The following is a 13,632-nucleotide window of genomic DNA, read 5'->3' on the forward strand; positions in this document are numbered from 1 at the left end:
AGGTTCCTCGCGTATCATCGAATTAAACCACATGCTCCACCGCTTGTGCGGGCCCCCGTCAATTCCTTTGAGTTTCATTCTTGCGAACGTACTCCCCAGGTGGGATACTTATCACTTTCGCTTAGCCACTCAGCCCGAAAGCCGAACAGCTAGTATCCATCGTTTACGGCGTGGACTACCAGGGTATCTAATCCTGTTCGCTCCCCACGCTTTCGTCCATCAGTGTCAATACATTATTAGTGATCTGCCTTCGCAATTGGTATTCTATGTAATATCTATGCATTTCACCGCTACACTACATATTCTAACCACTTCATAATGATTCAAGAAAACCAGTATCAAAGGCAATTCTACAGTTGAGCTGCAGGATTTCACCTCTGACTTAATCTTCCACCTACGGACCCTTTAAACCCAATGATTCCGGATAACGCTTGGATCCTCCGTATTACCGCGGCTGCTGGCACGGAGTTAGCCGATCCTTATTCTTACGGTACCGTCAAGACTCTACACGTAGAGTGGTTTCTTCCCGTATAAAAGCAGTTTACAACCCATAGGGCAGTCTTCCTGCACGCGGCATGGCTGGATCAGGCTTGCGCCCATTGTCCAATATTCCTCACTGCTGCCTCCCGTAGGAGTCTGGTCCGTGTCTCAGTACCAGTGTGGGGGATAACCCTCTCAGGCCCCCTACCTATCGTCGCCATGGGGTGCCGTTACCACTCCATCTAGCTAATAGGACGCATACTCATCTTGTACCGTAACCTTTAATGTTTAAGTCATGCAACTAGAACATACTATGAGGTATTAATCCAAATTTCTCTGGGCTATCCCTCAGTACAAGGCAGATTGTATACGCGTTACGCACCCGTGCGCCGGTCGTCAGCGGTGCAAGCACCCTGTTACCCCTCGACTTGCATGTGTTAGGCCTGCCGCTAGCGTTCATCCTGAGCCAGGATCAAACTCTTCATCGTTAAATTTTAAATATTTTAACAACTAATTAGAATCTCTAGTACTCAAAATGGTTTATTCTCTTAGTCAATAATAACCGTTTCCAATTATTATTTTACGCTGTCAATTCAATATGTTTATGAACTTATTTCTCTTTGTTCCTTAACTCGTTTCCTCGTTAAGCGGGTGCAAATATAAAACCCTTTTTTTAACCTCACAATAGTTTTGATACTTTTTTTGAGAAAAATTTTAAAGCTCTTAAACTCCGCTTTTCTCAACCATACCAACACATCTTATAAGAACTTCGCTACTCATAACGCTCGCTATTTTTGCGGCTGCAAACATACAACCTTTTTTAATTCTACAAACTGTATTTTGATATTTTTTTGAAGTTTTTTTATTTGGTTTGAAAACCAACTATTTAAACCTCGTATCACCACCTTTTTTATGAACTTACCCTAGCAGCTTCGCCGCTAACGGGCTGCAAATATACCACCCTTTTTCTCTACCAAACAAACTTTTTTAAACCTTTTTTTGAATCTTTTTTACCCCAAGCTTATTCTCAATGAGTTAACACTGATTTAAATTACAATCAAGCTTAAACATTCTTTATAGTATATAAATAAATAGATATAATAATGTCTCTACTATACACTATATAAAGTTGATTTCTGCGTTAGGGATAGGAATGACATCCTTTTTATGCTTGCTCCCTACTTTCTTTGTTATATATGTATAATAAATACCACTTATTACACTATTATATATAATAGCATAAAAAGATATAATGGATAGCCCAACCCGAAGTATTGCGAAGGGGAACGCCCTACTCCACCATTTTAATAAAATTATACATACATATATATTGTATGTCTTTTTTTATCCTATTATCTTTGCAGTCGAATTTAAATTATTTTATGATACATATAACATTGCCCGACGGAAGTGTACGATCGTATGAAGCGAACGTTACACCTATGGATGTCGCTAAAAGCATTAGTGAAGGATTTGCCCGAAACGTGATTTCGGCTAGTTTTAATGGTACAACAATTGAAACGGTAACCCCTTTAACCACCGATGGCTCGTTAGTTTTGTATACATGGAATGATAAAGCTGGTAAAACAGCTTTCTGGCATTCGTCTGCGCACGTATTAGCACAAGCCATTGAAGAATTATATCCAGGCTCGAAATTAACTATTGGTCCTGCGATTGATAATGGTTTCTATTACGACGTTGATTTTGGTGAGCACACCGTTTCTGAAAAGGACTTTAAAGCTATTGAAACTAAAATGCTGGAGATTGCCAGAGGGAAGCACGATTTTAATATGCGTTCGGCAACTAAAGCTGAAGCTTTAGATCTTTATAAAGACAATCCGTTTAAGACAGAATTAATTGAGAATCTGGAAGACGGTACCATTACCTTCTGCGACCATTCGACATTTACCGATTTATGTCGTGGTGGGCACATACCAAATACAGGCATTATTAAAGCTGTAAAAATATTAAGTGTTGCCGGTGCGTATTGGAGAGGTGATGAAAACAAACCACAATTAACACGTGTGTATGGTATTTCGTTCCCGAAACAAAAGGAACTTAAGGAATATTTAGAGCTACTTGAAGAAGCTAAAAAACGTGACCATAGAAAGCTAGGTAAAGAATTAGAGTTATTTACCTTCTCTCCTCGCGTTGGTCAAGGGCTACCTTTATGGTTACCTAAAGGTGCTGCTTTACGCGAGCGTTTAGAAAACTTCCTAAAATCGGCTCAAAAGAAAGCTGGTTACGAAATGGTGGTTACACCACATATCGGACAAAAAGAATTATACGAAACCTCTGGTCACTATGCTAAATATGGTGCCGATAGTTTCCAACCTATAAACACACCTAAGGAAGGTGAAGAATTTTTATTAAAACCAATGAACTGTCCTCACCACTGTGAGATTTACAACAACAGTCAATGGTCTTATAAAGATTTACCAAAGCGTTATGCTGAATTTGGTACGGTTTACCGTTATGAGCAAAGTGGAGAATTACATGGGTTAACTCGAGTAAGAGGCTTTACTCAAGATGATGCTCACCTATTTTGTACACCAGATCAGTTAGACGAAGAGTTTAAAAATGTTATCGATTTAGTGCTTTATGTATTCGGATCATTAGGATTTGAAAACTTTACAGCACAAGTATCTGTAAGGGATCCTGAAAATCCCGACAAATACATTGGTAACGTTGAAAACTGGGAGAAAGCAGAACAAGCTATTATTAACGCTGCTAAAGACAAGGGTCTTAACTACGTTATCGAAACCGGAGAAGCTGCTTTCTACGGACCAAAGCTTGACTTTATGGTTAAAGATGCCCTTGGTCGCCAATGGCAATTAGGAACCATTCAGGTAGATTACAATTTACCAGAGCGTTTCAACTTAACATATAAAGGCAGTGATAACGAATTACACCGTCCGGTAATGATTCACCGTGCACCTTTTGGTAGTATGGAGCGTTTTATCGCTATTTTACTAGAACATACGGCTGGAAATTTCCCATTATGGTTAATGCCAACTCAAGCTATTATCCTGTCAATTAGTGAGAAATATGAAAAATACGCCGAAAAAGTTTTAAATTTGCTAGAAAATAACGAAATTCGCGCCCTTGTAGACCATAGAAATGAGACTATCGGGAAAAAGATTCGTGAAGCCGAAATGCAAAAACACCCGTATATGATTATTATTGGTGAGCAAGAAGCAAACGAAAACAAAATCACTGTGCGTCAACATGGTGGAGCAGATTTAGGGATGATCTCAGTAGAAGACTTCTCTAAAATTATAAATGAAGAAATAAGCAAAACGCTAAAACCGTTTTAAAATAAAGTTTAACTAAAAATTTAAGAGCCATAGCAATTAGAAGAAAATCACAGCCCAAACCAAGGGTATCTCAAGAGGATAAACACAGAATTAACTCTAGAATTAACGTACCTAAAGTTCGCCTTGTAGGTGATAACGTTGAAGTTGGAATTTACTCTACCAAAGACGCTTTAAGAATAGCGGAAGAACAAGAGTTCGATTTAGTAGAGATTTCTCCAAATGCAGACCCTCCTGTTTGTAAAATCATGGACTATAAAAAGTTCCTTTACGAACAGAAGAAACGTGATAAAGCATTAAAGGCTAAGGCTACTAAGGTAGTTATAAAAGAAATTCGTTTTGGTCCTCAAACCGATGACCATGATTACGAATTTAAGAAAAAGCACGCTGAAAAGTTCTTAAAAGAAGGCGCTAAGTTAAAAGCGTTTGTATTCTTCAAAGGACGTTCAATCGTGTTTAAAGAACAAGGTCAGATTTTATTGCTTCGTTTAGCTCAAGATCTAGAGGAGTATGGTAAGGTAGAACAAATGCCTAAACTAGAAGGTAAACGTATGACCATGTTTATTGCACCTAAAAAATAATTAGGTAAATATAATTAGAACACTAAGACACTAAAAGCAATTTTAGTTCGAAACAATAATTAAGCGAAATAATTAAAACCTAGGAAAAGAAGATGCCTAAAATGAAAACTAAATCTAGTGCCAAAAAACGTTTCAAGTTAACTGGTACTGGTAAGATTAAAAGAAAACACGCTTTTAAAAGTCACATCTTAACAAAGAAGTCTAAAAAGCGTAAGTTAGCTTTAACTCATGACACTTTAGTAGATAAAGCGGATGAGAACAATGTTAAAACCATGTTACGTTTAAAGTAATACGGTGTTAACCGGTTATTAAATAAATTATAAACCCTGGAGTTAGGCCAAAATTAAAAAGTGTAGAGTTGTCTACCGCCTACTACAAAAAACATTTAAAATTATGCCAAGATCAGTAAATTCTGTAGCAAAAAGAGCCAGAAGAAAAAAGGTTCTAAAACAAGCTAAAGGTTACTTCGGACGTCGTAAAAACGTTTGGACAGTAGCTAAAAACGCGGTTGATAAAGCGATGCAATACTCGTACAGAGACCGTAGAAATAAAAAGAGAACATTCCGTGCATTATGGATTACACGTATTAACGCTGGAGCCCGTTTACATGGTTTATCTTATTCTCAATTTATGGGGAAATTAAAAGCTAACGATATCGAATTAAACCGTAAGGTTTTAGCCGATTTAGCTATGAATAACCCAGAGGCTTTTAAAGCTGTAGTAGAGAAAGTAAAATAAGGCGTTCCGCCTATTGTAAAACATATTATTCGCTTAATAAAAAATCCGATTCTCACGAATCGGATTTTTTTATATGCCAAAGGCAGTAATTACCAAACGGCGTTCACCGCCATAATCTCGGTGCTCACATAAATAAATACCTTGCCAAATTCCTAAGTTTGGTTTTCCTTTGGTTATTGGTATTTGTACTGAAGGTCCAAGTAATGATGCTTTAATATGCGCTGGCATATCATCTGAACCTTCATAAGTGTGCTGATAGTAGGTTGCATTTTCTGGTACCATAACATTAAAATGTCTTTCAAAATCACCTCGAACTGTATAATCGGCATTTTCGTTAATGGTTAAACTAGCCGAAGTATGTTTAATGAATACCTGCAACTGACCTCCTTCAATCTCCTTAATTTCCGGTATAGCTTCTAAAACCGTATCGGTAATTAAGTGAAAACCTCTGGGATAAGCTTTTAAACGTATTTCTTTTTGAAAAACTTTCATTCTATTATAATTTTATAATGACGCTAAATTAAAATGAAAATTTAAAAAAACGGATATTTTTTTGTCATAAACACGCAACCTTATTCGTTTTATTACATCTATAAATAAATTGAAAAAGAAAATGAAACAACAGATTTACATCTTATTAATTGCATGCTTAACCTTGATCAACTGCAGTATTGAGAGCGACAGCAATACAGATTCTAATTTACCAAATATCATTAGCATAGAATGGCATCTAACCAACGTATTTGGAGGTCTTGCCGGAGTTGATAATAATTTCGAATTAAATGAGATTATCTGGATCTTTAATGAGGAATATGGTTCACTAACCATAACCAATACAAACAATGATGATACTATTGAGGACGGTTTTGATAGTGGCGTTTACAGTTTTAGTGTTACAGAACAGGATTCAAACCAGTTTCTGCTTGTAAATAATACTGAATTTGGAAATTTAATTATCAACAATAGTGAAAATGAAATGGTCATAGACCAAAACATAACCGTTAGTGGCGAGGCTGCCGATGGCTATATCTATACCTTTGAACGTGTCATTATTTATGAAGAGTAAGCAATAAAAAGACCTAATAGTTGACAAGCTATTAGGTCTTTTGTTTTTTCTTGCGAGCCGCAGGAAATAAGATATTATTTAAAATCAGACGATATCCTGGTGAATTAGGATGCAAATCGAGCTCGGTCTTGGCATCTCCAACACGATGCTGATAATCTTCCGGATCGTGCCCGCCGTAAAACGTAAAAAAGCCTTTTCCTTTTATACCATGAATGTATTTGGCTTCTCCATTAGATTTCGTTTCTCCCATCACCAATACATTCGATTTTATCTCATCTCTGGTAAACGAAGTAGTTTGCCCCATAAAACCTTTTACTAACGCCGTATGATTTTGACATAACATGGTAGGAATCGGGTCCCATTTTGCAGAAAATTCCATTAATGAAAAGTAATCTGTAGATTTATGAATCATTCGTTTTCTGGTCATATCTATCGACGAAAACTCATATATGTTAGGATTACGTTCCAAGGTAAAATCAGTAAACGCAAATGTTCGGTTATAATCAATTTTATTTTGGTATCCGGGAGAACTGGCATCACCATCAAACATAGGTTCACAGATATCAATTCCTTCAGCCGATAAGGCTATATCAAAACTATCAGTCGCACTACACATTGCAAACATAAATCCACCTCCAACAACATAGTCTCGAATCTTTAAAGCAACTGCAAGTTTTTCATCAGACACTTTACTATATCCTAATTTTGTAGCCAAAGCCTCAGCTTCCTTTTTCTCTTCAATATACCATGATGCCGCTTTATACGCCCCATAAAATTTCCCATATTGTCCCGTAAAATCCTCATGATGTAAGTGCAGCCAATCAAATAGCAACAAACCATCATTTAGCACTTCTTCATCATAAATCGTTTCATATGGGATTTCTGCGTACTGTAACACCATGGTTACCGCATCATCCCATGGTAATTTACCCTTTGGCGTATAAACTGCAACTTTAGGAGCCTTTTCTAAAACCACGGCTTCCATATTCTGGCTCGGACTGCTTATTTCCTCAAGAATACTTTCGGTTTTAGCATCTGATAACACTTCAAAAGAAACGCCTCGAATCTGGCATTCACGTTGAATAGTTTCTGAATCTGGCAACAAAAACGAACCTCCACGGTAATTAAGTAACCACTTTACTTTTTGGTCTTTGGTAAGAATCCAATACGTTAATCCGTAGGCCTTTAAATGGTTTTTCTGGCCTTCCGCATCCATTGGAATAAGAATATATGAAGCAAAGGCTTGTAAGCCCAAGCAAATAAAAAGAAATGTAAACAGTATCTTTTTCAAAAGTTAAATGGTATTTAAAAGCCGAAGATAAATACACAAAACTAATTTCATGCATTTATCTTCGGTATATTTTAAACTTAAAGATACTTAAAATATTTTTGAAGAATTCTTTTTAACCAAAAGATTATCTGTTAAAATGGCACTTCGTCATCGTTATCATCATTAAATGAACTTCCGAAAGCCTGATCTGGACTTGCTGTAAAGTTATTAGAACTAAAGTTATCCTCTCCGCCTCCATCATTCATTTTAGAATGGAATTCAAACGGCGAATCAAAATCGTCCAAATTATCGAACTTACCTAAGTGTCCTAAGAATTTCAATCTAATATTTTCTAATCCACCATTACGGTGTTTTGCGATAATAAACTCGGCTTGACCTTCGGTTGGCGAACGTTCTTCGTCATCCCATTCATCAATCTTATAATACTCAGGACGATAAATAAAACTTACAATATCGGCATCCTGCTCAATCGCTCCAGATTCACGTAAATCTGATAATAACGGACGTTTACTTCCTCCACGTGTTTCAACAGCACGAGATAACTGAGAAAGCGCAATTACAGGTACCATTAACTCTTTAGCCAATGCTTTTAGGTTTCGCGAAATCATGGAAATTTCCTGCTCACGGTTACCGGCATGTGCGCTACCTCCGGTCATTAACTGTAAGTAATCAATCATGATTAACTTGATGCCGTGTTGTGAAGATAAACGTCGCGCCTTGGCCCTTAAATCGAAAATAGATAACGATGGTGTATCATCAATATAAAGCGGCGCTTTTTCTAAGTCCTTAACCTTTACATTTAACTGTTCCCACTCGTGTTTCTCTAATTTACCGGTTCTTAATTTTTCAGAAGACAATCCGGTTTCGCTAGAAATAAGACGTGTAATTAACTGTACCGATGCCATCTCTAAAGAGAAAAACGCTACCGGGATATTTTGATCTACCGCAATATTTCTCGCCATGGATAACGTTAAGGCAGTTTTACCCATACCTGGACGCGCAGCGACGATAATTAAATCGGATGGTTGCCAACCCGAGGTTAATTTATCCAGTTTAGTAAATCCTGTTGGGATACCACTTAAACCTTCTTTATTGGAAATCTCTTCAATTTTTTTCTTCGCCTGAATAACTAAATCCTGCGCAGATTCACTTGATTTCTTAATATTTCCTTGAGTAACTTCGTATAATTTAGCTTCAGCATTATCTAATAAATCAAATACATCTTTGGTTTCATCGTAAGAGTCTTCAATAATTTCATTTGAAATTTTAATTAAACTACGCTGAATGAATTTCTGTAAAATAATACGAGCATGGAACTCGATATGTGCTGAAGATGACACTTTCTGCGTTAAAGAAATTAAGTAAAAATCACCGCCAGACAATTCTAACTTCCCATTCTTCTTTAACTGTGTTGAAACGGTTAATAAGTCAATTGGTTCACTATTTTCAAACAACTGGAAGATTGCCGAAAAAATATGCTGATGGGATTCTTTATAGAATGCTTCAGCACTTAAAATATCAATTACTTCATCAACACCCTTTTTATCAATCATCATTGCCCCTAACACAACTTCCTCTAAATCAATAGCTTGAGGAGGTATTTTTCCTTTTTCAAGGTTGATAAGGGTGCTCTTGTCTACTCTATATCCTTTAATTTGGTCGGGTTGTTTCATGTGTACGAATGTAACTAAAATGAATCTTTTAACGAACAGAAAATCGATTCTGATTATTAACCAATAGTTAACAATCTAACTGTTAATAACTTATAAAAATTGTGAATAACCACAAAAAAAATCTGAAGTTAGACACTTCAGATTTTTATCTATGTTGATTTTACAAGGTCTACCCTTTAAATACTCCCATGTTGGAATATTTTTCCATACGCTGAGATACTAACTCATCTGGTGATAAGTTTTTAAGGTCTTCAAAAACTTTAACGATAGTATTACTAACAGTTTTGAAAGTCTTCTCTTTATCTCTGTGAGCGCCACCTAGAGGCTCTTTAATAATTTCATCAACCAGCTTTAATTTCTTCATATCGCTAGCTGTTAATTTTAAAGCTTCGGCTGCTTGCTCTTTATACTCCCAGCTACGCCATAAAATTGATGAACATGATTCAGGTGAGATAACAGAGTACCAAGTGTTTTCTAACATTAATACAACGTCACCAACACCAATACCCAATGCTCCTCCCGAAGCACCTTCTCCAATTACAATAGTGATTACAGGCACTTTTAGGCGAGTCATTTCTAATATATTTCTGGCAATAGCTTCTCCTTGTCCGCGCTCTTCAGCTTCTAATCCAGGGTAAGCACCAGGTGTATCTAATAACGTAACCACAGGGATTCCGAACTTCTCAGCAGACTTCATTAAACGAAGTGCCTTACGGTAACCCTCTGGGTTAGCCATTCCAAAGTTTCTGTATTGACGCGTTTTAGTATTGTAGCCTTTTTGCTGACCAATGAACATAAAACTTTGATCTCCAATTTTACCTAAACCACCAATCATCGCTTTATCATCTTTAAAACTTCTATCGCCGTGAAGTTCTAAAAACGTATCTCCACAAATAGCCTTAATATAGTCTAAAGTATAAGGTCTGTTAGGGTGACGTGATAACTGAACACGCTGCCATGGTGTTAAGTTTTTATAGATATCTTTTTGAGTTTCCTTTAATTTGGATTCGATGTTTTTACAGGTTTCTGTAACATCTACTTCGCTCTCTTCTCCAATGACTCTACATTTTTGAAGTTGCTCTTCTAATTCTTTTATAGGGAGTTCAAATTCTAAATATTCCATAAGAATTTTTTATTATGGCTGTTTATTTATTTTAGCCTACAAACCTACATATTTTTTCATTTTAAACTAAGAAAAAACATGAATTATTGGTTCTCGTTAATTACAATGCAAAATTAATCAATCTCTAATAAACTACGAAAGATTTAATGCTTTAGCGTAAATACTTTGGCTGAAACACTTATCGTTTCGCCTTTTGTAATAAGAAAATTGATAACACAGCAAATACCACATTAGGAAACCATGCGGCTATAATTGGAGAGAAATCGGACTGCTCTGCCATAACTCCGAAAATTTTATCGAAAAAGACAAATACCATAGCAATACAGATACCAATAGCCAGATTAACCCCCATACCACCTCGACGTTTCATAGATGAAACCGCCACGGCAATAATGGTTAAGATGAATACAGATACAGGCAAACTCCATTTTTTATATAATACTAACTTAAAACGCCCAACATTAGATGAGCCTCTGGCCTCTTCTTTAGCTATAAAACGTTTTAATTCGCCATAAGGCTTTACCTCTGCAGCATAAATTTCAGGTGTTAAATCATCGACCTTAAAAGGAAATAATGTGTCCTTTCGCCTTTCTATCTCCTCAAGAATATCGTCATTTTCTCCAATGGTTCTCTTTACATAATTTACTAACCTATACGTCGTATCTTCTTCAATATATCTAATACTGTTAGCGGTAATTTTGTAGGTTAACTTATTATTTTCAAAATGCTCTAAAGTAAAGTTACTTCCGTTTTTATTTTTAACATCGAAACTACTTACGTAAATCATTTCGTTATCGTTAATCTGGCGGAACAAATCTACATTGGCACCATCATAGGCACTTTTTCCTTTCTTAAAATATTTATATGAAAAGTCGTTAAACCCTTGACTTGCCATAGGCGCCAAATACAAGCCTAATACAATAGACAGAATGCCTACAATAGTTGCCCCAATCATATATGGACGCAAAAACCTGTAAAATGACACTCCCGAACTTAAAAAGGCAATCACCTCAGTATTATTTGCCAGTTTGGATGTAAACCATATTACAGACAGGAATAAAAATAATGGGAAAAGCAGATGCGCAAAATAGATGGTAAAATCTAAGAAATACAGCAGGACTTCACCGATTGGAACCTCATTTTCTAAAATTTTTCCAATTTTTTCAGCTAAATGCACCGTTATACCAATTGGTACAAACAGCAAAAGCATCATAAAAAATGTAAATAAATATCGTTTTAAAATGTACCAATCTAATATTTTCACACGCTTAACTTATTAAGTCCGTATTTGAGGTTTTAAATCTTTAGAATCCGTTTTATTTACAAACGCTTGTCCATTTGTTTCACCATTTGGTCTTTCCAGGTTCTAAAATCTCCTGCTAATATATGTTTTCTTGCTTCGCGAACCAACCATAAATAAAATCCTAAATTGTGAATGGTTGCTATTTGCTTTCCTAAATATTCATTAACAGAAAACAAGTGACGTAAATATGCTTTAGAATACTCGGTATCAACAAAAGTGATGCCCATTTCATCAATTGGAGAAAAATCGGCTTCCCACTTTTTGTTTTTAATGTTTATAGTACCGTGAGCGGTAAACAACATACCATTTCTAGCATTACGTGTTGGCATTACGCAATCAAACATATCTATACCTAACGCAATATTTTCTAAAATATTGATTGGTGTACCAACACCCATTAAATAACGTGGTTTATCTTCCGGAAGAATTTCGGTAACCACTTCAGTCATCGCATACATTTCTTCAGCTGGTTCACCCACAGAAAGTCCTCCAATAGCGTTTCCAACAGCGCCTGCATTAGCAATATATTCAGCCGATTGTCGTCGCAAATCTTTATAAGTACTTCCTTGAACAATTGGAAAAAATGCCTGGTCGTAGCCGTATTTTAACGGTGTTTTTTCTAAATGGTTAATACAACGATCTAACCAACGATGTGTCATATGCATAGAACGCTTTGCATAATTATAATCGCATGGGTATGGTGTACACTCATCGAAAGCCATAATTATATCGGCACCAATAGTACGTTGAATTTCCATAACGTTTTCTGGTGTAAACGTATGATAACTTCCGTCGATGTGCGATTTAAACTTAACACCTTCTTCCTTTATTTTTCGGTTAGAAGACAACGAGTATACTTGGTATCCACCGGAATCCGTTAAAATATTGCGGTCCCAGTTCATGAATTTATGCAATCCACCGGCTTGTTCCAGAATATGAGTTTGCGGGCGTAAGTATAAATGATACGTATTCCCCAAAATAATATCTGGGTTAATATCATTTTTTAACTCTCTTTGATGCACCCCTTTAACAGTCGCTACTGTACCCACAGGCATAAAAATAGGAGTTTCAATCACCCCGTGATCGGTTGTTATTTTGCCCGCTCTAGCCTGACTTTGCGGATCTTTAGCTTTTAATTCGAATTGCATATACCTAATTATTCTTCCGTTGGGCAAACCTACATATTTTTTTAGTTTTAAATTATACTTTTCACTTGGTTTTATGATTTACTCCATAATCAAGACGATCCCGAAATGTTTTCTTCAATATCAAACACTTACCCTTTTAATCATTTCAAAAACTTTACTAAAACAACTTACTTCCTTTCTTTAATTTAAATGATTTTTGAACTTTTAAACACTTTTGGCTCGTATATTGATAAGAGTAAGGATACTATAAAACATATAATATCGTTTTTAAATTATTATGAACCCTAAAAAACTATTTATGAAAAAGAACCTGTTTTTTTTACTACTATTAACAGCTTTGTCTATTACTGCTTTTGCCCAATCTGTTCCAGGCTTTGGTATAAAAGGAGGACTGAACTACAATGCTAACGGTGATTATTTTGAAGCTATAAGCGACAACTACCAACACCCAGACAGAAATGTGGGATTCCATATTGGTTTGTTTGGTAAAGTGGGAAATCAAATCTTTTTTAAACCAGAAGTTGTTTATACCAGTACGAAAAGTGACTATAACGACGATAGCTTTAAAATGCAAAAACTTGATGTTCCGTTATTAGTTGGTGTAAAAGTCATTGGACCTCTTAATGTCTTTGCTGGACCTGCATTTCAATATATTCTAGATACTGAATTTGAAAATATTACTATTGATGATGTCGATAAAGATTTAACTGTTGGACTAAACTTTGGTATTGGTGTTAACTTTAAAAAAGTTGGACTTGATTTACGTTACGAACGCGGTTTTAGTGATAACGAAGCTACGTTCTTAGACAACAACGGGATTAGCACAAACAGAATTGCCACAAGACCAGACCAATTAATATTGAGTCTTTCTTTATTGATTTAAATCATTGTCAAACTATAAAAAAAGCCTCGCGA

12 protein-coding genes and 1 rRNA gene (1 of these 13 only partly in view) are annotated in these 13,632 nt (G+C 36.0%); 6 read left to right on the forward strand and 7 right to left on the reverse strand.

Annotated elements, in window-relative coordinates; translation table 11 throughout:
* A 16S ribosomal RNA gene (locus tag RBH94_RS00135) occupies window positions 1-968 on the reverse strand (it extends 550 nt beyond the left edge of the window).
* A gap of 894 nt (window positions 969-1,862) precedes the next feature.
* Here RBH94_RS00135 and thrS point away from each other — a divergent pair.
* The 4 genes from thrS (at window position 1,863) to rplT (ending at window position 5,113) form a co-directional block, all read left to right on the forward strand.
* Window positions 1,863-3,797: a threonine--tRNA ligase gene (gene thrS, locus RBH94_RS00140; protein WP_307881838.1), complete on the forward strand. Its 1,935-nt coding sequence runs from the start codon at window positions 1,863-1,865 to the stop codon at window positions 3,795-3,797.
* A gap of 89 nt (window positions 3,798-3,886) precedes the next feature.
* The gene (infC, locus tag RBH94_RS00145) at window positions 3,887-4,375 is read left to right on the forward strand and encodes a translation initiation factor IF-3 (protein ID WP_307883120.1); all 489 of its coding nucleotides are present in this window, start codon (window positions 3,887-3,889) and stop codon (window positions 4,373-4,375) included.
* Between the two features lie 92 nt (window positions 4,376-4,467).
* Window positions 4,468-4,665 (forward strand): 50S ribosomal protein L35, encoded by a 198-nt coding sequence (rpmI, locus tag RBH94_RS00150; RefSeq protein ID WP_027138918.1) that lies wholly within the window; start codon window positions 4,468-4,470, stop codon window positions 4,663-4,665.
* A 103-nt stretch (window positions 4,666-4,768) separates the two neighbouring features.
* Complete coding sequence (rplT, locus tag RBH94_RS00155; protein ID WP_044626052.1) at window positions 4,769-5,113, forward strand: 50S ribosomal protein L20; 345 nt, start codon at window positions 4,769-4,771, stop codon at window positions 5,111-5,113.
* A 69-nt stretch (window positions 5,114-5,182) separates the two neighbouring features.
* Here rplT and RBH94_RS00160 read toward each other — a convergent pair whose 3' ends face one another.
* Window positions 5,183-5,605, reverse strand: a complete 423-nt coding sequence (locus RBH94_RS00160) for a secondary thiamine-phosphate synthase enzyme YjbQ (protein ID WP_307881839.1) — start codon at window positions 5,603-5,605, stop codon at window positions 5,183-5,185.
* Between the two features lie 121 nt (window positions 5,606-5,726).
* Here RBH94_RS00160 and RBH94_RS00165 point away from each other — a divergent pair, with 121 nt between their 5' ends.
* Window positions 5,727-6,179, forward strand: coding sequence for a hypothetical protein (locus tag RBH94_RS00165; protein ID WP_307881840.1), 453 nt, complete (start codon window positions 5,727-5,729; stop codon window positions 6,177-6,179).
* A 31-nt stretch (window positions 6,180-6,210) separates the two neighbouring features.
* Here RBH94_RS00165 and RBH94_RS00170 read toward each other — a convergent pair whose 3' ends face one another.
* The 5 genes from RBH94_RS00170 to tgt form a co-directional block, all read right to left on the reverse strand.
* Window positions 6,211-7,395 (reverse strand): asparagine synthetase B, encoded by a 1,185-nt coding sequence (locus RBH94_RS00170; RefSeq protein ID WP_307883121.1) that lies wholly within the window; start codon window positions 7,393-7,395, stop codon window positions 6,211-6,213.
* Window positions 7,396-7,601: 206 nt separating this feature from the next.
* Entirely contained in the window at window positions 7,602-9,143 is a 1,542-nt protein-coding gene (gene dnaB, locus RBH94_RS00175; protein WP_188223399.1) for a replicative DNA helicase, read from the reverse strand.
* Window positions 9,144-9,312: 169 nt separating this feature from the next.
* On the reverse strand, window positions 9,313-10,266 hold the full coding sequence (locus RBH94_RS00180) for an acetyl-CoA carboxylase carboxyltransferase subunit alpha (protein ID WP_307881841.1): 954 nt from the start codon (window positions 10,264-10,266) through the stop codon (window positions 9,313-9,315).
* A 178-nt stretch (window positions 10,267-10,444) separates the two neighbouring features.
* The gene (locus RBH94_RS00185; protein ID WP_307881842.1) at window positions 10,445-11,530 is read right to left on the reverse strand and encodes an LptF/LptG family permease; all 1,086 of its coding nucleotides are present in this window, start codon (window positions 11,528-11,530) and stop codon (window positions 10,445-10,447) included.
* A gap of 56 nt (window positions 11,531-11,586) precedes the next feature.
* Window positions 11,587-12,717, reverse strand: a complete 1,131-nt coding sequence (gene tgt / locus RBH94_RS00190; protein ID WP_307881843.1) for a tRNA guanosine(34) transglycosylase Tgt — start codon at window positions 12,715-12,717, stop codon at window positions 11,587-11,589.
* A 298-nt stretch (window positions 12,718-13,015) separates the two neighbouring features.
* Between tgt and RBH94_RS00195 the strand changes: the two genes are divergently transcribed.
* Window positions 13,016-13,600 carry an outer membrane beta-barrel protein gene (locus RBH94_RS00195; protein ID WP_307881844.1) on the forward strand — a complete coding sequence of 195 codons (585 nt, stop codon included), beginning with the start codon at window positions 13,016-13,018 and terminating at the stop codon, window positions 13,598-13,600.
* Window positions 13,601-13,632: the final 32 nt, after the last annotated feature.

Source organism: Aestuariibaculum sp. YM273, from assembly GCF_030908365.1.
Classification (GTDB): domain Bacteria; phylum Bacteroidota; class Bacteroidia; order Flavobacteriales; family Flavobacteriaceae; genus Aestuariibaculum; species Aestuariibaculum marinum.

Bases quoted from the DNA above. Each gene is read 5' to 3' on its own strand.
- RBH94_RS00160 (WP_307881839.1), bottom strand. From the start codon at position 5,605: ATGAAAGTTTTTCAAAAAGAAATACGTTTAAAAGCTTATCCCAGAGGT.
- rplT (WP_044626052.1), top strand. From the start codon at position 4,769: ATGCCAAGATCAGTAAATTCTGTAGCAAAAAGAGCCAGAAGAAAAAAG.
- RBH94_RS00195 (WP_307881844.1), top strand. From the start codon at position 13,016: ATGAAAAAGAACCTGTTTTTTTTACTACTATTAACAGCTTTGTCTATT.
- tgt (WP_307881843.1), bottom strand. From the start codon at position 12,717: ATGCAATTCGAATTAAAAGCTAAAGATCCGCAAAGTCAGGCTAGAGCG.
- thrS (WP_307881838.1), top strand. From the start codon at position 1,863: ATGATACATATAACATTGCCCGACGGAAGTGTACGATCGTATGAAGCG.
- RBH94_RS00180 (WP_307881841.1), bottom strand. From the start codon at position 10,266: ATGGAATATTTAGAATTTGAACTCCCTATAAAAGAATTAGAAGAGCAA.
- RBH94_RS00165 (WP_307881840.1), top strand. From the start codon at position 5,727: ATGAAACAACAGATTTACATCTTATTAATTGCATGCTTAACCTTGATC.
- dnaB (WP_188223399.1), bottom strand. From the start codon at position 9,143: ATGAAACAACCCGACCAAATTAAAGGATATAGAGTAGACAAGAGCACC.
- RBH94_RS00170 (WP_307883121.1), bottom strand. From the start codon at position 7,395: ATGGATGCGGAAGGCCAGAAAAACCATTTAAAGGCCTACGGATTAACG.
- rpmI (WP_027138918.1), top strand. From the start codon at position 4,468: ATGCCTAAAATGAAAACTAAATCTAGTGCCAAAAAACGTTTCAAGTTA.